The sequence below is a fragment of the Methylobacterium sp. CCH7-A2 genome (assembly GCF_001557075.1).
GTDB lineage: Bacteria > Pseudomonadota > Alphaproteobacteria > Rhizobiales > Beijerinckiaceae > Allobosea > Allobosea massiliensis.
This window is the reverse complement of sequence record NZ_LSKN01000069.1, coordinates 114,112-139,416: the sequence shown is the minus strand read 5'-3', so window position 1 is coordinate 139,416 and position 25,305 is coordinate 114,112. Positions and strand designations below refer to the sequence as shown.

At 68.4% G+C, this 25,305-nt stretch carries 22 protein-coding genes and 1 pseudogene; 15 read left to right on the top strand and 8 right to left on the bottom strand.

Annotated features, from left to right (window positions below; genetic code table 11):
• The 3 genes and pseudogenes from AX750_RS05420 to AX750_RS05410 form a co-directional block, all read right to left on the bottom strand.
• Positions 1-407: pseudogene (locus tag AX750_RS05420) on the bottom strand (hypothetical protein); the annotation flags it as partial.
• Positions 408-494: 87 nt separating this feature from the next.
• Complete coding sequence (locus AX750_RS05415) at positions 495-1,559, bottom strand: low specificity L-threonine aldolase (protein ID WP_066718031.1); 1,065 nt, start codon at positions 1,557-1,559, stop codon at positions 495-497.
• A gap of 49 nt (positions 1,560-1,608) precedes the next feature.
• On the bottom strand, positions 1,609-2,001 hold the full coding sequence (locus AX750_RS05410) for an MAPEG family protein (RefSeq protein WP_066718028.1): 393 nt from the start codon (positions 1,999-2,001) through the stop codon (positions 1,609-1,611).
• 702 nt (positions 2,002-2,703) lie between these two features.
• On the opposite strand from AX750_RS05410, the gene gltB reads away from it, so the two are divergent.
• The gene (gltB, locus tag AX750_RS05405) at positions 2,704-7,323 is read left to right on the top strand and encodes a glutamate synthase large subunit (protein WP_245282315.1); all 4,620 of its coding nucleotides are present in this window, start codon (positions 2,704-2,706) and stop codon (positions 7,321-7,323) included.
• Between the two features lie 112 nt (positions 7,324-7,435).
• A complete protein-coding gene (locus AX750_RS05400; RefSeq protein WP_066718022.1) occupies positions 7,436-8,860 on the top strand; it encodes a glutamate synthase subunit beta in 1,425 nt (474 codons plus the stop codon).
• A 43-nt stretch (positions 8,861-8,903) separates the two neighbouring features.
• Here the strand turns inward: AX750_RS05400 and AX750_RS05395 are convergent, their stop codons facing one another.
• Together AX750_RS05395 and AX750_RS05390 are read right to left on the bottom strand one after the other, a co-directional pair.
• Positions 8,904-10,127: an SGNH family hydrolase gene (locus AX750_RS05395; RefSeq protein WP_066718019.1), complete on the bottom strand. Its 1,224-nt coding sequence runs from the start codon at positions 10,125-10,127 to the stop codon at positions 8,904-8,906.
• Positions 10,128-10,189: 62 nt separating this feature from the next.
• Entirely contained in the window at positions 10,190-11,434 is a 1,245-nt protein-coding gene (locus tag AX750_RS05390; protein ID WP_082735410.1) for a lytic murein transglycosylase, read from the bottom strand.
• On the opposite strand from AX750_RS05390, the gene AX750_RS25860 reads away from it, so the two are divergent.
• Together AX750_RS25860 and rnk are read left to right on the top strand one after the other, a co-directional pair.
• Entirely contained in the window at positions 11,433-11,648 is a 216-nt protein-coding gene (locus AX750_RS25860; protein ID WP_156446444.1) for a hypothetical protein, read from the top strand. The genes AX750_RS05390 and AX750_RS25860 overlap by 2 nt on opposite strands.
• A gap of 148 nt (positions 11,649-11,796) precedes the next feature.
• Positions 11,797-12,222 carry a nucleoside diphosphate kinase regulator gene (rnk, locus tag AX750_RS05385; protein WP_066718016.1) on the top strand — a complete coding sequence of 142 codons (426 nt, stop codon included), beginning with the start codon at positions 11,797-11,799 and terminating at the stop codon, positions 12,220-12,222.
• A gap of 11 nt (positions 12,223-12,233) precedes the next feature.
• On the opposite strand, the gene galE is transcribed toward rnk, so the two are convergent.
• Complete coding sequence (gene galE / locus AX750_RS05380) at positions 12,234-13,223, bottom strand: UDP-glucose 4-epimerase GalE (protein ID WP_066718013.1); 990 nt, start codon at positions 13,221-13,223, stop codon at positions 12,234-12,236.
• A gap of 174 nt (positions 13,224-13,397) precedes the next feature.
• On the opposite strand from galE, the gene AX750_RS05375 reads away from it, so the two are divergent.
• From AX750_RS05375 to AX750_RS05365, 3 genes are read left to right on the top strand one after another with little or no spacing between them, the layout of a single operon-like run.
• The gene (locus tag AX750_RS05375; RefSeq protein WP_066718010.1) at positions 13,398-14,282 is read left to right on the top strand and encodes a UTP--glucose-1-phosphate uridylyltransferase; all 885 of its coding nucleotides are present in this window, start codon (positions 13,398-13,400) and stop codon (positions 14,280-14,282) included.
• Positions 14,283-14,296: 14 nt separating this feature from the next.
• Complete coding sequence (locus AX750_RS05370) at positions 14,297-15,178, top strand: methyltransferase domain-containing protein (protein WP_066718007.1); 882 nt, start codon at positions 14,297-14,299, stop codon at positions 15,176-15,178.
• A gap of 16 nt (positions 15,179-15,194) precedes the next feature.
• Positions 15,195-15,647, top strand: a complete 453-nt coding sequence (locus tag AX750_RS05365) for a thioesterase family protein (RefSeq protein ID WP_197426542.1) — start codon at positions 15,195-15,197, stop codon at positions 15,645-15,647.
• Here the strand turns inward: AX750_RS05365 and AX750_RS05360 are convergent.
• Positions 15,622-16,866, bottom strand: coding sequence for a TadE/TadG family type IV pilus assembly protein (locus AX750_RS05360; protein ID WP_066718003.1), 1,245 nt, complete (start codon positions 16,864-16,866; stop codon positions 15,622-15,624). The genes AX750_RS05365 and AX750_RS05360 overlap by 26 nt on opposite strands.
• 176 nt (positions 16,867-17,042) lie before the next feature.
• On the opposite strand from AX750_RS05360, the gene purL reads away from it, so the two are divergent.
• The 5 genes from purL (at position 17,043) to bla (ending at position 21,208) form a co-directional block, all read left to right on the top strand.
• Complete coding sequence (gene purL / locus AX750_RS05355) at positions 17,043-19,250, top strand: phosphoribosylformylglycinamidine synthase subunit PurL (protein WP_066718033.1); 2,208 nt, start codon at positions 17,043-17,045, stop codon at positions 19,248-19,250.
• Positions 19,251-19,261: 11 nt separating this feature from the next.
• On the top strand, positions 19,262-19,498 hold the full coding sequence (locus AX750_RS05350) for a BolA family transcriptional regulator (RefSeq protein WP_066718001.1): 237 nt from the start codon (positions 19,262-19,264) through the stop codon (positions 19,496-19,498).
• A gap of 22 nt (positions 19,499-19,520) precedes the next feature.
• Positions 19,521-19,769, top strand: a complete 249-nt coding sequence (locus tag AX750_RS05345) for a hypothetical protein (RefSeq protein ID WP_066717999.1) — start codon at positions 19,521-19,523, stop codon at positions 19,767-19,769.
• A 17-nt stretch (positions 19,770-19,786) separates the two neighbouring features.
• Positions 19,787-20,122, top strand: coding sequence for a Grx4 family monothiol glutaredoxin (grxD, locus tag AX750_RS05340; protein WP_066717997.1), 336 nt, complete (start codon positions 19,787-19,789; stop codon positions 20,120-20,122).
• 72 nt (positions 20,123-20,194) lie between these two features.
• Complete coding sequence (gene bla / locus AX750_RS05335) at positions 20,195-21,208, top strand: class A beta-lactamase (protein ID WP_066717995.1); 1,014 nt, start codon at positions 20,195-20,197, stop codon at positions 21,206-21,208.
• Here bla and AX750_RS05330 read toward each other — a convergent pair.
• Positions 21,205-22,119, bottom strand: coding sequence for a DMT family transporter (locus AX750_RS05330; protein ID WP_066717992.1), 915 nt, complete (start codon positions 22,117-22,119; stop codon positions 21,205-21,207). The two genes, bla and AX750_RS05330, sit on opposite strands and share 4 nt — an antisense overlap.
• 127 nt (positions 22,120-22,246) lie before the next feature.
• Between AX750_RS05330 and AX750_RS05325 the strand changes: the two genes are divergently transcribed.
• From AX750_RS05325 to AX750_RS26790, 3 genes are all read left to right on the top strand, one after another.
• Positions 22,247-23,128: a type 1 glutamine amidotransferase gene (locus AX750_RS05325; protein WP_066717989.1), complete on the top strand. Its 882-nt coding sequence runs from the start codon at positions 22,247-22,249 to the stop codon at positions 23,126-23,128.
• A gap of 105 nt (positions 23,129-23,233) precedes the next feature.
• Entirely contained in the window at positions 23,234-24,415 is a 1,182-nt protein-coding gene (locus tag AX750_RS05320; protein WP_066723829.1) for a crosslink repair DNA glycosylase YcaQ family protein, read from the top strand.
• A 270-nt stretch (positions 24,416-24,685) separates the two neighbouring features.
• Positions 24,686-25,300 carry a DUF930 domain-containing protein gene (locus AX750_RS26790; protein ID WP_245282312.1) on the top strand — a complete coding sequence of 205 codons (615 nt, stop codon included), beginning with the start codon at positions 24,686-24,688 and terminating at the stop codon, positions 25,298-25,300.
• The last annotated feature ends 5 nt before the right edge of the window (positions 25,301-25,305 follow it).

Genomic DNA, 25,305 nt, shown 5'->3' with positions numbered 1-25,305 from the left:
CGCGGCTCGATGCGGGCGACGCGCGGGGCCTGCCGGGGCGCCGGCTGCAGGACGATCCGGTCGAGTTCCTGGCCGCTATAGGGATCGAGGATGAGGCGGATGCGGGCGCCGCTGCGGGTGCGCCCGTCGACGACATAGGCGGAGCCGGTGGCGATGGTGCGGTCGACCTGCACCAGGCCCAGATCGCGGGCGGCGATGCGTGAGATCGCGCGCTGCGGGATTGGTGCCGGCGGGCGCGGCGCGACATAGCGGTAGCCGTAGCCATAGCCGAAGCGCTGCTCGAGATAGGGCGCGTCGTCATCGAGATAGTACTGGGCCGAGGCGGAGCCGGCACTGCCGGCGAGGGCGCCGGCGACGGCCAGACCCATCAGCGCGGTGCGCGTCGGCGCGGTCGAACGAAGAACCATGAGGGGCAGACCCTTCCAGGATGGACTGACAAGCGTTCAGTCTTCCTTAGGGATTGCGGCGGGCGTGGGGCTGAAAGCGGGAGGGTTTCAGCCCTCCGCGGCCTCGATCAGGGCGATCAGCCGGGTCACATCGGCTTCGGGCGTGGCGAAGGACATCACGAAGCGGCCGACCACCTCGCCCTCGGCGAGCGCTTCGCCCACCGGGAGCGCGCGCGCGGACCAGTCGATATAGCCGACCCCTGCCGCTTTCAGCCGTGCCTGCAGGGCCGGAGACAAAATCAGAAACACTTCATTGGCCTGGCAGGGCCAGGCGAGGCGGGCCTGGGTGCTGCGCCCGATCGCCTGGGCGAGGCGCTGCGCCAGCGCATTGGCATAGCGGGCCAGGTCGAGCCAGTGCCCGTCGGCGAGCAGCCCCTCGAACTGGGCGCCGATGAGCCGGCCCTTGGAGAGAGTCTGGCCGGCGCGCTTGCGGCGCCATTTCATCTCGGCCGCGCGGGCGGGATCGAAGAAGACGACCGCCTCGGCCGCCCAGGCGCCGTTCTTGGTGCCGCCGAAGGAGAGCACGTCGATGCCCGCCTTCCAGGTCGTCTCGGCCGGGCTGCAGCCCAACGTCACCAGCGCATTGGCGAAGCGGGCGCCGTCCATGTGCAGAGCAAGGCTGCGCGGCGCGGCGGCCGCCTTCAGCGCGCGGATTTCGTAGGGCGTGTAGATCGTGCCGCATTCGGTGGCCTGGGTGATCGACAGCACCTGCGGCTGGACCTGATGCAGGGCGCCCTCGCGGAAGCGGGCCAGCGTCTGGGTGACATCTGCGGGCGAGAGCTTGTTGCCGGCGCCGGGCAGGCCGATCAGCTTGGCGCCGTCGCTGAAGAATTCCGGCGCGCCGCATTCGTCGTCCGCGACATGGCTCTCTTCATGGGTGATGACGGCACCCCAAGGGCGGGTCAGGCTCGCCAGCGCCAGGGCATTGGCCGCCGTACCGCTGGTGACGAGGAAGACCGCGACTTCATGCTCGAAGATCTCGGCGATGCGTCGCTCAGTGGCTTGCGTCCAGCCATCCGTGCCATAGGCCGAGGCCGGTCCGTCATTGGCGGCGGCGATCGCGGCCATGACCTTCGGGCTGGCGCCCGCGATGTTGTCGCTGATGAAGTTCATGCCGCCAGCGATAGAGATCGGCGGCGCCGTCGCCAAGGGCGCCGGGCGCCTAGCCGACCAGCGCCTGCACGAGCAGGGTCAGCGAGGCCGCGATCAGCGCGAGGAAGGTCGCGACCATGCCGGCGACGCGGAAGCGCAGATCCTCATCGAGATGCGAGACGCCCCAGGCATGGCTGGCGCGTCCCAGGAGCAGGCACAGGCACAGCCCGTGCAGCAGCAGGGCCGGCGCGCCACGGAACTCGGCCATGGCGAGCAGCAGCAAGGCGAGCGGCGTGTATTCGGCGAAATTGCCATGGACGCGGACGCGCCGTTCTAGTTCCCGGTCTCCGGCCGTGCCGATGGCGACACGGCCGCTACGCCGCTGCCGGACGACCGACAGGGAGAGCATGACAAAAAGCAGCGCCAGCAGCGCGGCATAGACGGGGACGATCACCAGCGACATCGGGCCTGACCATGGAATACGGAAGCCGCCAGCCTAGGCGCCCGGTCCTCGGGGCGCCAGAGCCCCGCGGGGCACGCCCGACAGGAAGTGAGCGCTCTCCGCGGCCAGTCATGCCAGAAATGTCGGGATGCGGGGCTCACTCAACATAAAATTTCCGAAGGGTGTCGATTCACCGCTTGTGCGAAGATTGGAATTCTGGCAAATTCACGAGATAGGACAGTGTTGCTGTCCCATTTTTCGCCGTGCCGATCGGGCCCCTCTGGGAGAACGGTCGTGCCAAACGCAACGGAGCGGATCGATGACGAAAGGCGCGGCCAAACACGCCAAAGCCAATCGTACGCGCGCCGCCCGCAAAGCGGCAGCCTGACAGGCGCGGCAGGGCGAAAGCCCTCAGCGCCTGCGGAGGACGCGGGCGCCCCGAGACCAGCGCAAGCCACCTCCGACGACAAAGCGAGCGGCCCGGTTGGCCCCGTCCTTGCTGCGGCTTCGCGAGCCGGGGTCAAGACGGGTCCGGTGCGGCAGACAGGTGATATGGACTCAAGGTGGCCCTCCGGCGGAAGCTGGGCGGGCCGTGGCAAGCGGGGTTTGACGATGAGCGAAACCAGCCAGTCGAGCGGCGCCTTCGAGCGCGCGGAGACCTCGGGCGGCGCCACGCCGGCCACGCCGGCCTTCGAGCGCTTCCCCGAGGTTCGCGATCCGGCGATGCCGGTGCGCCAGGGTCTCTACGATCCGTCGATGGAGAAGGATTCCTGCGGCGTCGGCTTCATCGCCGACATGAAGAACCGCAAGAGCCACGCCGTCGTCGCGCAGGGCCTGCAAATCCTGCTCAACATCGACCATCGCGGCGCGGTCGGCGCCGATCCCAAGCTCGGCGACGGCTGCGGCATCCTCACCCAGATCCCGGACCGCTTCTTCCGCGAGGAATGCGCGACGCTCGGCATCACCCTGCCGGATGTCGGCCATTACGCGATCGGCCAGTTCTTCATGCCGCGCGACAATGGCGACCGGAAGACCTGCGAGGACATCGTCGAGCAGACGGTGACCGAAGAGGGGCTGATCTTCCTCGGCTGGCGCGACGTGCCCGTCGACGGTTCCGATCTCGGCAAGGCGGTGAAGGAGACCGAGCCGGTCCATCGCCAGCTCTTCGTCGGCCGCCCGGCCGAAATCGCGACGGAGGAGGAGTTCGAGCGCAAGGTCTACGTTCTGCGCAAGTCCGTCTCCAACAAGGTCTACAAGCTGAAGGACCGCGCCACCGCGACCTATTACCCGGTCTCGATGTCGGCGCGCACGATCGTCTACAAGGGCATGGTGCTGGTCACCCAGCTCGGCAGCTATTTCAAGGATCTGCAGGACGAGCGCTTCGAGAGCGCGATCGCGCTGGTGCATCAGCGCTTCGCCACCAACACCTTCCCGTCCTGGCGGCTGGCGCATCCCTACCGGATGGTCGCCCATAACGGCGAGATCAACACGCTGCGCGGCAACGTCAACTGGATGGCGGCGCGGCAGGCTTCGGTCGATTCCGAGCTGTTCGGGCCTGACATCTCGAAGCTCTGGCCGATCTCCTATGAGGGCCAGTCCGACACCGCCTGCTTCGACAACGCGCTCGAATTCCTGGTGCAGGGCGGCTACTCGCTCGCGCACGCGATGATGATGCTCGTTCCCGAGGCCTGGAACGGCAACCCGCTGATGGATGAGGAGCGGCGCGCCTTCTACGAATACCACGCCGCGCTGATGGAGCCCTGGGACGGGCCGGCCGCGATCGCCTTCACCGACGGCAAGCAGATCGGCGCGACGCTGGACCGCAACGGCCTGCGGCCGGCGCGCTATCTCGTCACCGATGACGGGCTCGTGGTGCTCGCCTCCGAATTCGGCGTGCTGCCGATCCCGGAGGAGAAGATCGTCGAGAAGTGGCGCCTGCAGCCCGGCAAGATGCTGCTGATCGACCTCGAAGAGGGCCGGATCATCGGCGACGACGAGATCAAGGCGAGCCTGTGCCAGGCCAACCCCTACAAGGAGTGGCTGAAGCGCACCCAGATCGTGCTGGAGGACCTGCCGCCGGTCGAGGCGCGGGCGCAGCGCACCGACGTCGCCCTGCTCGATCGCCAGCAGGCCTTCGGTTACACGCAGGAGGACACCCGCCTGCTGATGGCGCCGATGGCGGTGACGGGGCAGGAAGCGGTCGGCTCGATGGGCACCGACACGCCGATCTCGGCGCTCTCGTCGAAGTCGAAGCTGCTCTACACCTATTTCAAGCAGAACTTCGCCCAGGTCACCAACCCGCCGATCGATCCGATCCGCGAGGAACTGGTGATGAGCCTGCTCTCCTTCATCGGGCCGCGGCCGAACATCCTCGACCTGGAGGGAACCTCGCGGCGCAAGCGCCTCGAGGTGCGCCAGCCGATCCTGACCAATGACGATCTCGAGAAGATCCGCTGCATCGGCCATTATGAGGATCGCTTCGACACCAAGACGATCGACTTCACCTATCCGGCGCGCGACGGTGCGGGCGGCATGGCGGCGGCGCTGGAACGCCTCTGCGAGCGCGCCGAGGCGGCGGTCCATGGCGGCTACAACATCATCATCCTGTCCGACCGCCTGGTCGGGCCGGACCGGATCCCGATCCCGGCGCTGCTGGCGACGGCGGCCGTGCATCATCACCTGATCCGCAAGGGTCTGCGCACCTCGGTCGGCCTCGTCGTGGAATCGGGCGAGCCGCGCGAGATCCACCATTTCTGCTGCCTCGCCGGCTATGGGGCGGAGGCGATCAACCCCTATCTCGCCTTCGACACGCTGCTTGACCTGCACGAGCAGGGCGCCTTCCCGACCGAGGTCGACGCCTATGAGGTGGTGAAGCGCTACATCAAGTCCGTCGGCAAGGGCGTGCTGAAGGTCATGTCCAAGATGGGCATCTCGACCTACCAGTCCTATTGCGGCGCGCAGATCTTCGACGCGGTCGGCCTGCGCAGCGACTTCGTCGAGCGCTACTTCTTCGGCACGGCGACCGCGATCGAGGGCGTCGGCCTGGAGGAGGTCGCGCTGGAGAGCGTCAGCCGCCACAAGGACGCCTTCGGCGACGCGCCGGTCTATCGCAACAGTCTCGATATCGGCGGCGAATATGTCTACCGCATCCGCGGCGAGGAGCATGTCTGGACGCCGGACGTCGTCGCCTCGCTGCAGCATGCGGTGCGCCTCAACGCCCAGGACCGCTACGAGGCCTTCGCGCAGCAGGTGAATGACGAGGCGCAGCGGCTGACCACGATCCGCGGCCTGTTCAAGCTGAAGCAGGCGCGCGACAACGGCCGCGCGCCGGTGCCGCTGGAGAGCGTCGAGCCGGCCTCCGAGATCGTCAAGCGCTTCGCCACGGGCGCGATGTCCTTCGGGTCGATCTCGCGCGAAGCGCACGAGACCATCGCGATCGCGATGAACCAGATCGGCGGCAAGTCGAACACCGGCGAGGGCGGCGAGGAGCCGATCCGCTTCAAGCCGATGGCCGACGGGCGCTCGAAGCGCTCCGCGATCAAGCAGATCGCGTCCGGCCGCTTCGGCGTGACGACCGAATATCTCGTCAATGCTGACGTCATGCAGATCAAGGTCGCGCAGGGTGCCAAGCCCGGCGAGGGCGGCCAGCTGCCCGGCCACAAGGTCGATGCGAAGATCGCCAAGGTCCGGCATTCGACCCCGGGCGTCGGACTGATCTCGCCGCCACCGCATCACGACATCTATTCGATCGAGGATCTGGCGCAGCTGATCTTCGACCTGAAGAACGTCAACCCAACGGCGGATGTCTCGGTGAAGCTCGTCTCCGAGATCGGGGTGGGCACGGTCGCGGCCGGCGTCGCCAAGTCGCGCGCCGACCACATCACCATCTCGGGCTTCGAGGGCGGCACGGGCGCGAGCCCGCTGACCTCGCTGAAGCATGCCGGCTCGCCCTGGGAGATCGGGCTCGCCGAGACGCAGCAGACGCTCGTCCTCAACCAGCTGCGCGGCCGCGTCGCGCTGCAGGTCGATGGCGGCCTGCGCACGGGCCGCGACGTCGTCATCGGCGCGCTGCTCGGGGCCGACGAGTTCGGCTTCTCGACCGCCCCGCTCATCGCGGCAGGCTGCATCATGATGCGCAAGTGCCATCTCAACACCTGCCCGGTCGGCGTCGCGACGCAGGATCCGGTGCTGCGCAAGCGCTTCAAGGGCCTGCCCGAGCACGTCATCAACTACTTCTTCTTCGTCGCCGAGGACGTGCGGAAGATCCTGGCCGAGATGGGCTTCACCCGCCTCGACGAGATCGTCGGCCGCTCGGACCTGCTCGACAAGCGCGAGGCGATCGACCACTGGAAGGCCAAGGGGCTCGATTTCTCGCGGCTGTTCCACAAGGTCGATCTGCCGGACGTGGCGATCCGCCATGTCGAGCTGCAGAAGCATCCGATCGACGATGTGCTCGACCGCAAGCTGATCGAGGGCGCGCAGGACGCGCTGGAGACCGGCACGCCGGTGGTGCTCGAGCACCCGGTTTGCAATGTCGACCGCAGCGTCGGCGCGATGCTGTCGGGCGCCGTCGCCAAGAAGTACGGCCATGCCGGCCTGCCGGAGGACACCATCACGGTGAAGCTCTCGGGCACCTCGGGCCAGAGCTTCGCCGCCTTCCTCGCAGCAGGCGTGACCGTCGAGCTGACGGGCCAGGCCAACGACTATGTCGGCAAGGGCCTGTCGGGCGGCAAGCTGATCGTGAAGCCGGACCCGGCCTCGAAGGCGGTGCCGGAGCGCTCGATCATCGTCGGCAACACGGTGCTCTACGGCGCGATCTCGGGCGAGGCCTATTTCCGCGGCATCGCCGGCGAGCGCTTCGCCGTCCGCAATTCGGGTGCGGTCGCCGTGGTCGAGGGCACGGGCGACCATGGCTGCGAGTACATGACGGGCGGCGTCGTCGCGGTGATCGGCCCGACGGGGCGCAACTTCGCGGCCGGCATGTCGGGTGGCATCGCCTATGTGCTCGACGAGGACGGGACCTTCCCGCAGCGCTGCAACCTCTCCATGGTCGATCTCGAACCGGTCGAGGAGGAAGAGGACCTGATGGAGCGGCTGCACCATCATGGCGGCGATCTCGAGCACAAGGGCCGCATCGACATGGCCAACATGTCGGGCCATGACGAGGAGCGCCTGATGCAGATGCTGACGAACCATGTCGACTACACCGGTTCGGAGACGGCCAGGCGCATCCTGGAGAACTGGGCCGATTACCGGACCAAGTTCGTCAAGGTGATGCCGGTCGAGTACCGCCGGGCGCTGCGCGAGATGGAACAGGCGCGCTCGCTGCAGGCGGCGGAATAACACGAGGGTCGGTCCCGGGCGGGCTTCTGCCGCCCCGGGGCTTCATCGGGACAGGCGCCCCGCCCCGCGGGGATGCCCGGCTGAGCCGGGCGGGACGGCGAGAGACACAGGCATGGGCAAGGTCACCGGCTTTCTCGAATATGACCGGCAGGAGCAGAAGTATCAGCTCGCCGGCGACCGCATCCGTCATTTCCGGGAGTTCACGCTCCCGCTGGAGGAGCGCGACGTCAAGAAGCAGGCGGCGCGCTGCATGGATTGCGGCATCCCGTTCTGCCATGGGCCGACCGGCTGCCCGGTCCACAACCAGATCCCGGACTGGAACGAGCTGGTCTATTCCGGCGGCTGGGAGGATGCGCTGCGCAACCTCCACTCCACCAACAACTTCCCGGAGTTCACCGGCCGCATCTGCCCCGCGCCCTGCGAGGAAGCCTGCACGCTGAACCTCGAGAACATGCCGGTCACGATCAAGACGATCGAGCAGGCGATCGCCGACAAGGGCTGGCAGGAGGGCTGGATCGTGCCCGAGCCGGCCGCGATCCGCACCGGCAAGAAGATCGCCGTCGTCGGCTCTGGCCCCGCGGGCCTCGCCGCGGCGCAGCAGCTCGCCCGCGTCGGCCACGAGGTCCATGTCTATGAGCGCGAGGCCCGCGCCGGCGGCCTGCTGCGCTACGGCATCCCCGACTTCAAGATGGAAAAGAAGCACATCGACCGTCGCGTGAAGCAGATGGAGGCCGAGGGCGTCACCTTCCACTACAACGTCAACATCGGCGTGACGCTGCCCTTCCGCGAGCTGGTCGATGGCTACGACGCCGTGCTGATGAGCGGCGGCGCCGAGGTGCCCCGCGATCCCGGCCTGCCGGACACCAATCTCGACGGCGTGCACTACGCGATGCCCTACCTGACCCAGCAGAACAAGCGGGTCGGCGGCGAGGACGTCTCGGGCATCACGCCGATCCTGGCCGGCGGCAAGCATGTCGTCGTGGTCGGTGGCGGCGACACGGCGTCGGACTGCGTCGGCACCGCCTTCCGCCAGGGCGCGCTCTCGGTGACGCAGCTCGACATCAGGCCGATGGCGCCGCAGATCGAGGACAAGCTCACCGTCTGGCCCTATTGGCCGACGAAGTTCCGCACCTCCTCCTCGCAGGCCGAGGGCGCCGAGCGCGAGTTCCAGGCGGCGACGCTCGGGCTCGAAGGCCGCAACGGCAAGCTGACCGGCGTGAAATGCGTCCGTGTCGACGAGAAGCGCAAGCCGATCCCGGGCACGGAGTTCACGCTGCAGGCCGATCTCTGCTTCCTCGCCATCGGCTTCGCCGGCTCGGTGATCGAGGGCATGATCGCGCAGTCGGGCGCGGCCGTGGACAAGCGCGCCAATGTCGTCGCCAATGACAGCGACTACCGCACCAGCGTCGACAAGGTCTTCGTCGCCGGCGACATGCGGCGCGGCCAGTCGCTCGTCGTCTGGGCGATCCGCGAGGGCCGCCAGGCGGCGCATGCGATCGACAAGCACCTGATGGGCGAGACGATCCTGCCGGTGTGATGGGTTTCCGGGATGGTCGGGCGTGACCCGACCATGACGTTAATCACCGCGGCCAGCGGTGATCGTCCAGGCGTCCCGGCTTGGGTTCGGGCAGGATGCCTTCCCCGAAGATGCGGTCGAGCTGGCCGGCGAGCTCGCCGCGGCCGCGGGCCTCGGGGATCGAGACCAGCAGGGCCTGCTCGCCCGGCCCCGCCGTGCCGGTCAGCGGCAGGATCGGCCCCGCCGCCGGCTTGGCCTGGAGCGCGGCGGGCAGGCTGATCACCGGCACGCCCGCGACCATCTGGTCGATCAGCCGTTCGATGCCGCCCGCCTGGAGTTCGGGATTGATCGGCGCTCCCGTCTCCGGCGAGACGGGCAGGGCGATGATGCCGCTCTGGAGGCCGGGGGCGAACAGCCGCCGCACCAGCACATCGACGAAATGGGCCGCCTTGCGGGCCCCGGCGCTGGTGAAATGGATGCCGTCGCCGAGCCGCAGACGCGTGGTCTGGCCCGAGACGTCCGGGCCCATGGCGGCATAGCGGTTCTCGCTGTCGACGAAGGCGCCCCAGAGGTCGACATATTGCCCGCCGGCGCGTTCGACCTGCTGGCGGTAGAGATCGTTGAAGGTGACGAGGTCGGTGGAAAGCCGCGCGTTCTGGACGGGCGGCGCGCCGACCCAGATCAGCGGAATCCGCCGCGACGCGAAGACCTGCGCCACCGCCTGGATGCGCTCGCGATAGAGTTCGAGCCAGCGCGGGCTCAGCGGCTCGTGCACCGTCTCGCCTTCGCGCAGGGCCTGGCGGTCATTCAGGCCGATCAGCATGACGGCGAGGCCGACCTTGGTGTCGGCCGCGACGAGGTCGGCGGCGACCTTCGGCCAGTCGTGGAAATCGCTGCGGACGAGGCCGGAATCCGGCTTGGCTTTCGCGATCACGCCGAGATCGGGCCGGTCTTCCAGCGCGTCCTCCAGCCCATCGGCCAGAAGGTTGGCGAGGGAGTCGCCGATGACCAGAATGTGGTGGGCGACGTCGACCTTGGGGATGACGGGATCGTCGCGGACGACGACAGGCGCGGCCGGGCGGCGGCGCACCACCGGCGCAACGCGCTGTCGCTGCGGCTGGACGACCTGGGGCTGCGCCGGCTGCTGCCAGAAGAGCTGGAAGAAGCTGCGCTGCTGCGGCTGTTGCGGCTGGGCCTGCCGTGCCTGCTGCGCGAACGACGTCGGCCCGCCGGTCAGGAGCAGCAGGCCGGCCACAGCAAGCATCGTGAGAAGGGCGCGCAACCGCATCGGGCTCTCGATCCGTGCCTCTCGGCGGGGCGGCGCCAGCATAGCCGAAGACGCGGCGCCCGTCAGCGCGCGCCGCGCAGCCTTACGAGCAGGGCCGGCGTCGGCCAGCCATCGGGGATCTCGCCCTGGCGGAGCTGGTACTGGCGCACCGCCTCGCGCGTGCCGGTGCCGATGCGCCCGTCGGCGTCGTGGTCGTAGAGGCCGAGCGTCTTGAGCCGGCGCTGCAGGTCCTGGATGCCGGCCTTGTCGAGGCGCGGCGCCTGCACCGGCCAGTCGGCCTGGATCTCCGGGCGCCCCAGGATGCGGTCGCCGAGATGGCCGACGGCGAGGGCATAGGCATCCGACGAGTTGTACTTCTTGATGACGTCGAAATTCGCCGTCAGCAGCATCACCGGGCCGCGATGGCCGGCGGGGTAGAACAACCGCCCCTCGCCGGAGGAGGGCAGGCGCCCGCCATCGGCCTTGCGCACGCCGGCGGAGGCGAACTGTGCAAAGCTCGCCCGGTTCAGCCTGTGGTCGAAGCCCTGCGGCAGCGAGACCTCGAGACCCCAGGGCAGGCCCGGCACCCAGCCATGGCCCTTGAGGTAGTTGGCGGTGGAGGCGAGCGCGTCGGCGGTCGAGCTCCAGATGTCGGCATGGCCGTCGCCGGTGAAATCGACCGCGTATTTGCGGTAGCTCGACGGCATGAACTGGGTGTGGCCCATCGCGCCGGCCCAGGAGCCGCGCAGCTCGCGGCGCTCGACATGGCCTTCCTCGATCAGTTCTAGCGCGGTCAGCAGTTCGTCGCGGAAGAAGTCGCCGCGATAGCGCAGATGGGCGAGCGTCGCCAGCGAGCGGATCGTGTCCTTGTCGCCCTTGAACGAGCCGTAATTGGTTTCCATGCCCCAGACGCCGAGCACGATCTCCTTCGGCACGCCGTAGCGCGCCTCGACCTGCGCCAGCACCGAGGCGTTGTCGGCGGCCGCATCGCGGCCGCGGGGAATGCGCGTGCCGCCGACCGCGCTGTTGAGATAGCCCCAGATCGGCGCGCTGAATTCCGACTGCTTCTTCGTCAGAGCGGCAATGGCGGGGTCCGGCGTCACGCCGCGGAAGGCGAGGTCGAAGGTCGCGCGCGAGATGCCGCGGGCCTGGGCTTGCGGCCAGAGGCGCTGGAGGAAGCCGCCGAAATCGCTCTCCGCAGGGCGCGGCGCCGGCGTCGGCGGAGCCTCGCGCGTGCGGGCGGCTGAATTGCTGATCGAACCGGTCGTCTGGGCGAGGGCAGGCGCCAGGCTGATCAGGGCCGTTGCGGCGATGACGGACAGGCGCATGACAAACCCGGACGGCTGGAGAAAAAGGGCCGCTCCAGAGCGCCCGAACAAGATTAACCAAAGGTTAAGCCCGGCGGCAATCCTTGGGCTCGGCGTCGGAGGATCGCGCCGATTTGACAAAGCCGGCGGCATGGCCGAGCCTCTGCGCATGATCCGGCTGTCGATCATCTGCTGCGGCTTTCGCCGTTCCGGTTCCTTCATCGCGGGCTCCTAGCCCCGCGCCCGCTGCGCTGTGCGCTCCGGGTTCGGGGTCGCCAAAGCGCCGATCGGCAGCATTTTCAGCCTATCACCCATCGTCCCACGGCTGTCGCCGGCGCGATCGAAACGCGTCGCCAGCCTGCGACAGACCATCAGGAAACAGCATGAATTCCGCCACCAAGCGCTCCGCGCGTCCCGCCATCGTGCTCACCGCCGAGGACCATCTCCTGCTGAGCCGTGCCGTCGACGGCGCCGGCGAGCGGCTGGCCGATCTGGCGGAGGCGCTGGCCCGCGAGCTCGACCGCGCGCGCATTCTCCCGCCCGGGCGGCATTCAGGCGATCATGTCCGGATTGGCAGCGGCGTCACCTTCCGGGACGAGGGGTCCGGCAAGGAAAGCACCATCACGCTCGTGCGCCCTGAAGAGGCCGACATCGACGCCGGGCGGATCTCGGTCATGACGCCGATCGGCGCGGCCCTGATCGGCATGGCTGCCGGCAAGTCGATCGACTGGGTGACGCGGACAGCCGAGCGACGTCGCCTGACGGTGACGGCGGTGCGCGATCCCGCCGAACTGGCCGCGACGGGCTGAGCCCGGATCGCTCAGACCGCGTTGCGGGTCTTCAGGCTGTCCTCCCAGGCCAGCGCCTGGCGAACGATCTCCTCGAGATCCTCATGCTCCGGCTTCCAGCCGAGCTCGTTGCGGATCCGGTCGGCCTTCGCGACGAGGGCGGCCGGGTCGCCGGCACGGCGGCCCGAGAACTTCACCGGGAAATCGACCCCGGAGACCTTCTTCACCACCTCGACGACCTGCTTCACCGAATAGCCTCGGCCATAGCCGCAATTGAGGGTCAGGCTCGCGCCGCCGCCGCGCAGATGGTCGAGCGCCGCGAGATGGGCGCGGGCGAGGTCGGTGACGTGGATGTAGTCGCGGACGCAGGTCCCGTCCGGCGTCGGGTAATCGGTGCCGAAGACCTCGAGGCCGTCACGCTGGCCCAGCGCCGCCTGGCCGGCGACCTTGATCAGATGCGTCGCGTTGGGCGAGGACTGGCCGGAACGGCCGCGGGGATCGGCCCCCGCCACGTTGAAATAGCGCAGCACGACGTAGCCCAGCCCATGCGCCTTCGCCGCATCGGCGAGCATCCACTCGCTCATCAGCTTGGAGCGGCCATAGGGGTTGATCGGGTTGAGCTCGATCTCCTCCGGCACCGGGCTTACCGGCGGTTCGCCATAGACCGCCGCGGTCGAGGAGAAGATGACGCGTCGGACGCCGCCGCGGACCGCGCTCTCCAGCAGCGCCCGCGTCTTCACCGTGTTGTTGAGATAGTAGCCCAGCGGGTCGGCCACTGATTCCGGCACGACGATCTTCGCGGCGAAATGGGCGATCTCGGTGATGCCGTGTTCGGCGATGATGCGGGCGACGAGATCCTGATCGGCGACGTCGCCCTGGATCAGCGGGACTTCCTTGGGGACCGCCCACCAGAAGCCGGTCGAGAGATTGTCCAGAACGACCACGCTCTCGCCACGGTCCAGCAGTTCCAGAACCATGTGACTGCCGATATAACCGGCTCCGCCCGAAACAAGGACCGTCATCGTTTTCCGACACCTTCCGTCGCCAGGAACCGCCCGACGCAAAAGGCGTTCACGGTCTCGCAAGCTCGTCGTGCTTCTAATACGATCTGACCGGCTGTACCAAGCCGCGCGCCGGCCGCTCTTCCACCCGCACCGCCACAGGCACCCGAGGCCGAGGCGACAATTGGACCTTCAATGTCGAAACGCATCCGCAAGGCCGTCTTCCCCGTCGCCGGTCTCGGCACCCGGTTTCTCCCTGCGACCAAGGCCATTCCGAAGGAGATGCTGACGGTCGTCGACCGGCCGGCGCTCCAGCATGTGGTGGACGAGGCCCGCGCCGCCGGCATCGAGCACTTCGTCTTCATCACCGGCCGCAACAAGGCGGTGATCGAGGATCATTTCGACTTCGCCTACGAGCTGGAAGACACGCTGCGCAAGCGCAACAAGACGGCCGAGCTCGAAGCGCTCGCTGCGGATCTGCCGCTGGCGGGCGCGACGAGCTTCACCCGCCAGCAGCAGCCGCTCGGGCTGGGCCATGCGGTCTGGTGCGCGCGCGACATCATCGGCGACGACGAGCCCTTCGCGCTGCTGCTGCCGGACATGCTGCATCACACCCATGGCAAGGGATGCCTCGCCGAGCTGATCGACGCCTACAACAAGCATGGCGGCAACCACATCGCCGTGGCGCCGGTGCCGGACGACCAGACGCATCAATACGGCATCGTCGGCGTCGAGAAGCGCGAGGCCAAGGTCTCGAAGGTGACCAAGATGGTCGAGAAGCCGCCGAAGGGCACCGCTCCGTCCAATCTGCACATCACCGGCCGCTACATCCTGCAGCCGACGATCTTCAACCTGCTGGCCAATCAGGAGCCGGGTGCCGGCGGCGAGATCCAGCTGACCGATTCGATGATCGCGCTGTCGCGGCTGGAGCCGTTCCATGCCGTGCGCTTCGACGGCGACATCTACGACACCGGCTCGAAGATGGGCTTCCTCGCCGCCAACGTGGCCTATGCGCTGGACCGTCACGATCTCGGGCCGCAGCTGCGCCAGGAACTCGAGCGGCTGCTGGATCGTCTGTGAGACGGACGTGACCGGTGAGTGACGCGGTCAGCGTCTTCGACCGGGCGCTGGGCCGGCGGCGGCTGACGCGGGCGCTCGCGGCCGGCTATCCGGATTTCCTGCTGCGGCGTGCCGCGGAGGATCTCGAGGAGCGGCTGGTTGCGGTGCTGCGCCGCTTCGGCGACGCGGCCGATCTCGGCTCGGCCCTGCCGATGGCCGCCCCGGCCCTGCAAGCCAAGGCCGACCGCGTGTTCCACATGGCGGAGGCCCCGGGTGGCCGGCCCGATCTGGTGGGTGATCTGGAACGGCTCCCCTTCGCCGCCTCGAGCCTCGATCTCTGCGCCTCCCTTCTCGCCTTGCAGGGCGTCAACGACCTGCCCGGCGCGCTGATCCAGATCCGCCGTGCGCTGCGGCCGGATGGGCTCTTCATCGGCTGTCTGCTCGGCGGGCGGACGCTGACCGAACTGCGCCAGATCCTTCTCGAGGCCGAGGCGGAGACATCGGGCGGCGCCAGTCCCCGTGTCGCGCCCTTCGCCGATCTGCGCGATCTCGGCAGCCTGCTGCAGCGGGCGGGCTTCGCCCTGCCGGTCGTCGACAGCGAGGTCGTGACGGTACGCTACCGCGATCTCTTCGGGCTGCTGCGCGATCTGCGGGCGCTGGGCTGGGGCAATGCGCTGACGGCGAGGCGCCGGACGGGCTTGCGCCGCGACACGCTGATGCGGGCGGCGGCGCTCTATGCCGAGCGCTTCGCCGATGCGGATGGTCGGTTGCGTGCCACCTTCGAGATGGTCTGGCTGTCGGGCTGGGCACCGCATGAGAGCCAGCAGAAGCCGCTTAGACCCGGTTCGGCCAAGGCGCGGCTGGCGGATGCGCTCGGCGTGACCGAAATCGGGACGGGCGACAAGGTGGGCGGTTGAGAGCGGGAGGATAGCCATGAGCGGCAGACCAGAACGGCTCGCGCGCGCCGCCTTCGGCGTCTTCCGCGCGATCCCGACGCGCTGGCACGACAATGACGTCTACGGCCACGTCAACAATGTCGTCTATTACTCCTGGTTCGATACCGCCGTGAACGCCTGGCTCATCGAGCGCGGTTTCCTCGAGATCGCCGGTAGCCGCACCGTCGGGCTCGTCGTGGAAACGAGCTGCACCTATTTCGAGAGCGTGGCCTTTCCGGAGACGCTCGAACTCGGACTGGGCGTCGAGCGGCTCGGCACCAGCTCCGTCACCTACCGGATCGGCGTCTTCCGCCAGGGCGGCGAGCGGGCGGCGGCGCAGGGCCGCTTCACCCATGTCTATGTCGACCGCGCCACGCAGCGCCCGGTGCCGATCCCGGCCGATCTGCGCGCGGCGCTCGAAGGCCTCACATCGTCAGGCGGATCTGGCTGATCTCGCGGGCGATCTGCTGGAAGATCGGCCCGAGCTGGCTGGCATTCGAAACCTCGTAGAACATCGACGTCTCGCTGGCGCAGCCGCGCAGCAGGCTGCTGTTCCCGTTGATCACGCGGATCGAATAGATCTTGATACCCGCCGTTTTGGCGCTGGCGCAGGCCGCAGCCGTGCGCTGGTCCATCGTCGTCTGGCCGTCGCCGAAGCGGTTCTGCGTGTTGTCGCCGTCGGTCAGCAGGATCATGTATTTCGTCAGGCGCGGCGTCGTCGCTGCGGCCGCTTCGGGAAGGGGCGCGCCCTGGCTCAGGCTCGCCATGCCCCAGGCCGCGCCGATGGTGACATTGGTGTTGCCGACCGGGGTCATGGCGTTGACGGTGCTTTCCAGCGCCGTCCAGTCGCTGGTCAGTGGGCGGATCGGCGTCAGGGTCGACTGGGCGCAGAAATCGGCGGGATAAAGCGTGGCCGTGGCGCCGGCGACGGCGCTCGCATCGCTCACGTCGTTGGGCTTGTCGCGGTCGCTGATGCAGCCCTGCCAGGTCGCCTTGCTGATCGTCTCGGTCTTCCGATTCCCGCCGCTGCCCGTTGTGCGGGTCTGGTCGTAGCGCAGCCAGGGCGCGTCCTTGTAGCTCGTCGGCAGGCGGACCTGGGTGGCGAAGGGCACGATCGAGATGCGGATCTGGTCCGTGGCGGTCGAGGCGTCCTTCATGATCTTCAGGAGATCGAGCGAAGCCTTCTTCAGCTCGGTCATCTTGTTCGAGGAGGCCATCGAGCCGGTGTTGTCCAGCACCAGCGCCAGTTCGATCGTGTTCGTGCCCCAGGCGGCCTGGGCCGTGGAGGCGACGGGAATGCTGTCGAAACCGATCACGCGCGCGACGCTCGTCTCGACGGTGCTGTTGGCGGAGACGTTCACGGTGCGGGCCGCGCGATCGATGGTAACGGTATAGCCGTCGAGCGTCGCCGTGCTGCCGCCGGCGAGATTGGCGCGGATCAGCGCCTCGGCGCGGGTCTTCAGCTGGGAATCGGTCAGCCTGCTGGCCTCGCGCGCCACCATCAGCGCGGCCGAGTCCACGGCGGCGTTCAACGTGGTGCGCACCGAGGTGGCCCGGCCGTAATCGACGACGATGCCGGCCAGCCCGATCAGCGGGACCGCCGCGAAGCCGAACATCATCGCGACATTGCCGGAACGGTCGGTCCTGAAACGGGACAAAAGCGACATCATCTGTTCCTCCGCGGTACGGTCCGCTCCGTGCCGACGGACACAGCGCAGGGGGCGTGCCAAGCGGGTCGCGCAGGGCGGTTGCGGCGGGAATGCGTTGTCACTGCCGGTCAGTCGGGTTATGCCGCGCGCATCGAAACTGGCCGCGCGGCCGGAACGGCAGGAACCCTCGCCCCGTGATTCCCAACGACATCAAGATCACGCCGCAGCTCGTCGCCGAACACGGCCTGAAGCCCGACGAGTATCAGCGCTTCCTGCATCTGATCGGCCGCGAGCCGACGATCACCGAGCTCGGCATCGTCTCGGCGATGTGGAACGAGCACTGCTCCTACAAGTCCTCGAAAATCCACCTCAAGACGCTGCCGACCAAGGCGCCCTGGGTGATCCAGGGGCCGGGCGAGAATGCCGGCGTCATCGACATCGGCGACGGCCTCGCCATCGTCTTCAAGATGGAGAGCCACAACCACCCCTCCTTCATCGAGCCCTATCAGGGCGCGACGACCGGCGTGGGCGGCATCCTGCGCGACGTCTTCACCATGGGCGCGCGGCCGATCGCGGTGCTCGACGCGCTGCGCTTCGGCTCGCCGGACCATCCGCGCACGCGCCATCTCGTCTCGGGCGTGGTCGCCGGCGTCGGCGGCTACGGCAATTCCTTCGGCGTTCCCAATGTCGGCGGCCTGACCGGTTTCCACAGGCGCTATGACGGCAACATCCTCGTCAACGCCATGGCGGTCGGCATCGCGAAGGCTGACGAGATCTTCTACGCCAAGGCCTCGGGCGTGGGGAAGGCGATCGTTTATCTCGGCTCCAAGACGGGCCGCGACGGCATCCATGGCGCGACCATGGCCTCGGCCGCCTTCGACGAGGGCGCCGAGGAGAAGCGCCCGACCGTGCAGGTCGGCGACCCCTTCGCCGAGAAGCTTTTGCTCGAGGCCTGCCTCGAGATCATGGCGGCCGGCCATGTCGACGCGATCCAGGACATGGGCGCGGCGGGCCTGACCTGCTCGGCCGTCGAGATGGGCGCCAAGGGCGATCTCGGCGTCGAGCTCAATCTCGACGCCGTGCCCTGCCGCGAGGACGGCATGAGCGCCTATGAGATGATGCTCTCGGAGAGCCAGGAGCGCATGCTCATGGTGATCAAGCCCGGCCATGAGGAGCCGGCCGAGGCGATCTTCCGGAAATGGGGACTGGATTTCGCCATCGTCGGCCACACCACCGACAATCTGCGTTTCGTCGTGAAGCACCAGGGCGAGACCATGGCCGATCTCCCGATCAAGGAGCTCGGCGACGAGGCGCCCGAATATGACCGGCCCTGGATCGAGACGCCGCCGCAGCAGCGCATTGCGCCGGAGAGCGTCGAGGCGCCGATCAGCAATGCCGAGGCGCTGCTGAAGCTGATCGGCTCGCCCGATCTGTGCTCGAAGCGCTGGGTCTGGGAACAGTATGACACGCTGATCCTCGGCAATTCGGTGGTGACGCCGGGCGGCGATGCCGGGCTGATCCGGATCGAGGACGGGCCGAAGGGCCTGGCGATGACCGCCGACGTCACCCCGCGCTATTGCGAGGCGGATCCCTTCGAGGGCGGCAAGCAGGCGGTGGCGGAAGCCTGGCGCAATCTCACCGCGACGGGAGCGACGCCGCTCGCCATCACCGACAACCTCAATTTCGGCAATCCCGAGCGGCCCGAGGTGATGGGCCAGCTCGTCGGCTGCATCCGCGGCATCGGCGAGGCCTGCCGCGCGCTCGACTTCCCCGTCGTCTCCGGCAATGTCTCGCTCTATAACGAGACCAACGGCGTCTCGATCCTGCCCACCCCGACCATCGGCGGCGTCGGCGTTCTCGCCGATGTGACCAAGCACGCGACCATCGCCTTCAAGGCGGAGGGCGAGGCGATCCTGCTGATCGGCGAGACCACCGGCTGGCTCGGCCAGAGCGCCTATCTCGCGACGGTCTGCGGCCGCGAGGAGGGCGCGCCGCCGCCGGTCGATCTCGCCGTCGAGCGCCGCAACGGCGATGTCGTGCGCGGCCTGATCACGGCCGGGAGCGTCAGCGCCTGCCACGACCTGTCCGACGGCGGGCTCGCCGTCGCGCTGGCCGAGATGGCGATGGCCGGCGGCATCGGCGCGACCATCGAGGCGCTGCCGGCGGGGCCGGCCCATGCCGCGCTCTTCGGCGAGGATCAGGCGCGCTATCTCGTCACCGTGCCGGCCGGTTCGGCCGAGAGGGTCCGGGCCGAGATTGCGGGGGCGGGCGTGCCGGTGACGGTGCTCGGACGCACGGGCGGTGGCGTGCTGGCGCTGGCCGGCGAGACCCCTGTGGCCGTCTCCGAGCTGAAGAGCGCCCACGAGACCTGGCTGCCGGCCTATATGGCCGGCAAGGCCGCCTGAGGAGAACCGCCATGGCGATGGATGCGCGCGACATCGAGGCGATGATCAAGGCGGCGCTGCCGGATGCGATCGTCGAGATCAAGGATCTCGCCGGCGACGGCGACCATTACGCCGCGACCGTGATCTCGGCCGCCTTCAAGGGCAAGACGCGGGTGCAGCAGCACCAGATGGTCTATGCCGCCCTGCAGGGGAACATGGGCGGCGTCCTCCACGCCCTTGCGCTGACGACGGTGACGCCTGATATTTGAGGCGAACCCTGGAGCAGCCGCCATGGCCGAGCCCGATCCGACTGTCGCTAGCCACACGCTTGTTCTTCTGCGCAGCATGGACCGCAAGCTCGATCACGTCATCGAGACGCTCGGGCGACACGACGTTCGCCTCGGACGGCTGGAGCGCGATATCGGTGAGGTGAAGAGCGATCTCGTCCTGCTCGAAAACCGGATGCTGACCCAGACCAACGAGATTCTTCGCATCGTGCATCGCCTCAACGAGCAGGACGCTCTGGCGAGCCAGAACTGAACTCCGGAGATACGTTCATGTCCGACGTCAATGCCCGCATCGATGCCGAGGTGAAGTCCGCCGATGTGGTGCTCTTCATGAAGGGCACGCCGCAATTCCCGATGTGCGGCTTCTCGGGGCAGGTCGTGCAGATCCTGTCCTATGTCGGCGTGCCGTTCAAAGGCGTGAACGTGCTCGAGGATCAGGAGATCCGCGAGGGCATCAAAGCCTATTCCAACTGGCCGACGATCCCGCAGCTCTACGTCAAGGGCGAGTTCATCGGTGGCTGCGACATCACCCGCGAGATGTTCCAGGCCGGCGAACTGCAGGCGCTGCTCGCGGACAAGGGCATCGCGGTCAAGCAGGCGAGCTGAGACCCGCCGCCGGTTCGACAAACCGGCGCCCCATTCGCCGTCTTCCGTGCGCGCCGCTCACGGGAGACGCCGATGCCTCGCTTCATCACCACCGCCATCCTCGCCTGCGCCGCTGCCGCGCCTTGGCTCGCGCCGGCACCGGCCGCCGCTGATTGGGACAAGGCGAGGCTTTCGCGCGAGATCGTCGCGATCGAGCGCGACGCCAATGGCCGGCTCGGCGTCGCCCTGCTCGATCTGAAGGATCGCTCGCTCTGGTCGCATCGCGGCAGCGAGCGCTTTCCGATGCAGAGCGTGTTCAAATGGCCGCTGGCGATTGCGGCGCTGCAGGCGGTCGAGGCCGGCAAGCTCAGGCTCGACCAGCCGGTCACGATCAAGCGCAGCGAGTTTTCGCTCTATCACAGCCCGCTCGCCAAGGCGTTCAAGGGCGAGGCCAACGCCTATCCGGTGCGGGAGCTGATCGCGCTCGCCGCCGGCGAGAGCGACAACACCGCCGCCGACATCCTGATGCGCGAGATCGGCGGTCCGCGGGCGGTCACCGCCATGCTGAAGGCCGGCGGCATCACCGGCATCTCGGTCGATCGCTATGAGCGGCAGTTCCAGCCGGAGGTCTTCGGCTTGGCCGGATTCGGCTGGTCGGATGTCATCGACGAACCCGCCTATCGCGCCAGGCTCTCCGCGCTCGATCCGGCCAGGCGCAAGGCGGCCCTGCAGGCGGCCCTGAAGGACCCCCGTGACAGCGCGACGCCCGAGGCCAGCGTCGCCTTCGTCGAGGCGCAGGCCAAGGGCAACTGGCTGCGCGAGCCGGCGCACAGCGCCCTCATCGACAGGATCACCCTTGAAACGAAGAGCGGCCCCGATCGCATCCGCGCCGGCCTGCCGCAAGGCGCGCGCTTCGCCCACAAGACCGGCGCCGGGCTGACGATGGACGGCATCAACCACGCGACCAACGACATCGGGCTCGTGACCCTGCCGAACGGTCGCGTCTTCGCCATTGCGGTCTATCTCGCGGGCTCGACAGCGGATGCGAAGGCGCGCGAGGCGGCCCATGCCGCGGTGGCGCGGCTGGCGGTCTCGGCGCTGCGCTAGACGCGCTTGGCCAGCCGCTCGGCGATGAAGATGCCGCCGAGCACGAGCAGCAGGGCGACGCCGTGATAGAGCGCGAGCTGCTCGCCGAGGATCAGCACGGCGAGGATCGGCGCGAAGACCGGCACGAGATTGACGAAGACGCCGGCGCGGCCCGGGCCGATCAGCTCGACCGCACGCATGAAGAAGAGCTGCGACAGGATCGAGGGGCCGATCGCGACATAGAGCAGGATCAGCCAGCCCTGCGGCGTCTTCACCGTGAAGGCGCCCTGCGCGATCTCGATCACCAGCAGCGGCAGCGAGACGAGGCAGGCGACCATTGCCAGCGCGGAGAAGAAGACCAGTCCCGGCACCTGGGGCCGCGAGCGGATCGCCACCGTGTAGCCCGCATAGAAGGTGCAGGCGATGATCATGAAGAGATCGCCCGGGGCGAAGGCGAACTGCCGGAGCACCGCGATGTCGCCGCGGCTGGCGACGACGGCGACCCCGAGCAGCGTGACGAGGACGCCGAGCGCCTGAACGGGGCCGATCGGCGTACGATAGGCAATGAAGGCGCCGATCAGCACGAAGACGGGAATGGAGCCCTGGAGAATGCCGATATTGATCGCCGTCGTCGAATAGGCCGCGAGATACATCAGCGCGTTGAAGGCGGTGAAGCCGACCGTGCCCATCGCGACGACGAACTTCCAATGCGCCCGCAGCACCGGCCAATGCGCCCTGATCTGGTGGCGCAGCAGCACCGGCATCACCGCGCAGACCACGACCCAGCGCAGCGAGGTCAGCGCCATCGGCGAGATGGCGTCGACCGCGAGGCGGCCCGCGACGGCATTGCCGCCCCACATCAGGGTCGTCAGGGTGAGCAGCAGATAGGCATTGCCCCAGAGGCGCTGCTTGAGGGTCTGGTTCGCGGGCAAGCGGTCAACCGATCGGGAAACGGGCTCCTGCAATAGCCTTGCGCGCGGTTCGCGTCATGTGGGATGAGGCGCAGTGGCGCCCGGCGCCCGGCGCATCCCTCACCCACAGTCACCCGCGGCTCCTCCCATGCTCGATGTCGTCCGTCGCCCGCTCCGCCTGCTCTTCGTGGACGGCAACACCCGCGCCCAGCGCGAGAGCCATGCCGCTGGCTACGGTGCCCAGCCGGCCGAGGCCTATGCCGCCGAGATCGCCGCGATCGAGCCCGGCGTGGTGACCGACATCTGCCTGCCGGCCGACGAGGGCGCCAATCTGCCGGATGGCGCGGGCCTGCAATCCTATGACGGCATCGTCCTCACCGGCTCGGCCCTGCACATCTACGAGCTCGAACCGGCGGTGACGCGCCAGATCGAACTGATGCGCGCGATCTATGCCAGCAGCACGCCCTGCTTCGGCTCGTGCTGGGGGATCCAGATGGGCGCCGTCGCGGCCGGCGGCACCGTGACGCGCAACCCGCGCGGGCGCGAGGTCGGCTTCGCCCGGCGGATCACGGTCAACGAGGCCGGCCGCAGCCATCCGCTGCTGGCCGGGCGCCCGGCCGCCTTCGACGCGCCGGCGATCCATCTCGACACGGTGGTGCTGCCGCCCGGCGACACCACCGTCCTGGCCTCGAACGCCTATAGCGACGTGCAGGCGGCCGAGATCCGCCATGAGGGCGGCGTGTTCTGGGGCGTGCAGTACCACCCCGAGTTCCCGTTGCGCCAAGTCGCCTCGATCCTCGGGCGGATGGTGCCGATCCTGGTCGAGGAGGGCTTCCGGCGCGACGAGGCCGCCGCCGAAACCTGGCTGTCGGAGCTGCGTGCGCTCGACGCCGACAGGAGCCGCCAGGACCTCGCCTGGGCCCATGGGCTCGACGCCGAGGTGCTGGATGACACCCGCCGCGTGACGGAGCTGCGCAATTTCCTCAACCTCCGCGTCAAGCCGCAGGCGAGCGCGCGCGGCCGGGGCTGAGAGGGCCGGAGGACTCGGTCTAGGCTCTGTTTCGCTCCGTTTCGGGGCGCCGCCCGGCACCATGCGTTTACGCTGCGCTAACCATAATTGACGCCTTCTGACGCCATGCCGCCCCGCCCGCCCAGGACGATCACCCTCTCGCGCGAAGAGGCGCGACGCCTCTGGCTGCGGGCGCAGCGGCTCGACAGCCGCCAGCCCTTCGGTGCGGGGGCGCAGGCCACGAAGGCGGCGGTCGAGCATCTGGGCTATGTCCAGATCGACACGATCAACGTCATCGAGCGCTGCCACCACCACATCCTGTTCAGCCGCATCCCCGCCTATGAGCGGGGGCATCTGGCGCAGGCCCAGTCGCTCGACAGAAGCGTCTTCGAATACTGGACCCACGCGCTCTCCTATGTGCCGGTGCGCGACATCCGCTTCTTTCTCGGGGCGATGAAGGCGCATCGCGCCGAGCCGCGGCGCTGGTCGGCCATCGGCGGGCGCGTCGAAGCGCGCCGGCTGCTCGCCCGCATCCGAAAGGACGGGCCGCTCACCATCCGCGACATCGACAACGATGTGCTGGTCGAGAAGGCGCATCTCTGGGCCAGCAAGAAGCCCTCCAAGGGGCTGTTGGAGCGCGCCTTCTACGATGGCGACCTGGTGATTTCGGCCCGCGCCGGCATGCTCAAGACCTATGAGCTAACAGACCGGCATTTTGGCTGGGACAGGCGCCCGACGCTGGCCTCGGAACGGCAGGTCACCGCCTACAGGCTCGACCGGGCGCTGCGCGCGCAAGGCGTCGTCAGCCTCGATTCGATCTGCCATCTCGATGCGCCCGCCAAGGCAGCGGTGGCGGAGCTGATCGAGGCCCGCGTGAAGCGCCGCGAGCTGATGCCGGTCGAAATCGAAGACTCGACCGTGCCGCACTGGATGGCGCGCGAGGGGGAGGAACCGGCGGCGCCGCAGCCCGACCTCGTCCACATCCTCTCGCCCTTCGACCCGCTGATCATCCAGCGCAAACGGCTGAAGCTGTTCTTCGGCTATGCCCATGCTTTCGAGGCCTATCTGCCGAAGGAGAAGCGCGTCTTCGGCTATTTCGGCTTGCCCGTGCTGATCGGCGACAGGGTCGTGGCGGTGCTCGACCTCAAGACCGACCGCCAGGCGGGGCGGCTGCTGATCCAGCAATGGACCTGGCTGGAAGGGCAGGAAAGCCCTGAGCGCAAGGCGCTGATCGAGACCGAGCTGGACCGCTTCGAGCGGTTTCAGCTGGCGAGAGACGTGGCCGTCCCAGCGCCCGACGATGCCTGACCGTCATTGCGAGCGCAGCGAAGCAATACAGGGGCCGTCGAGCGAACCCGTCTGGATTGCTTCGCTGCGCTCGCAACGACGGAGAAGCCCCCGTTCCGACACGCCCGCCGCAAATTCGTCCATTTCTGCAGCGCCTTTCGGCTGGCCGAACGGCAAGCAAGACGGAGCCGTCCGGTGTCCACGCATGATCTCGCGAAGGTGGCCGCCCTCACCCTGCCGGTGTGGTGAATGCGAGCGTTGGGCGCGCGCATCGGGACATACCGTCCCGCCTTGGCCGGCGCGACCCTGTTCCATCTCCTGCTCCTGGCGGCGCTCGGGTCGCTGTCGATCCGGCCGTTGCTCGAGGTGGCGCCTCAGGCCGAGACCCGCGTCGATGTCGAATTGCTGACGCCGAGCGAGTTTGCTGCGACGACGCGGCAAGGCCCCGCCGCGGCGCCGCGAAGCGGGCCGCCCTCCCAGCCTGAGGCCATCGAAGCGGCGCCACCCACCGAGCCGGGCGGCATGGTCAAGGCGAGCCGGATGATGGCGGCGGAGGCGCTCGCCCATCCCCTGAGCCGTCAGGCGCGGGAAACGCTGCCGCTTCTGGCGGCCGACGAGCGCGCCGAGCAGCTCTGCGGTCTGGAGGCGATGAGCCAGATCCATGCCTGGAAGAGCGATTTCGAGCCGGACCGGGTGACGGCCTATGCAAAGGGAGCGACGAAGCTGGTTGGCCGCGCCCTCATCGCCGATGGCGCGGCCTTCCGCAGCAAGCGCCGCTGGTACGATCTGAACTTCCGCTGCGAACTCAGCCCCGATCAGGCGGCGGTCGTCGCCTTCGCGTTTCGCGTCGGCGATCCCGTGCCCCGCAGCCAATGGGCGAAACTCGGCCTGCCTGAACGCTATTGAGGCCC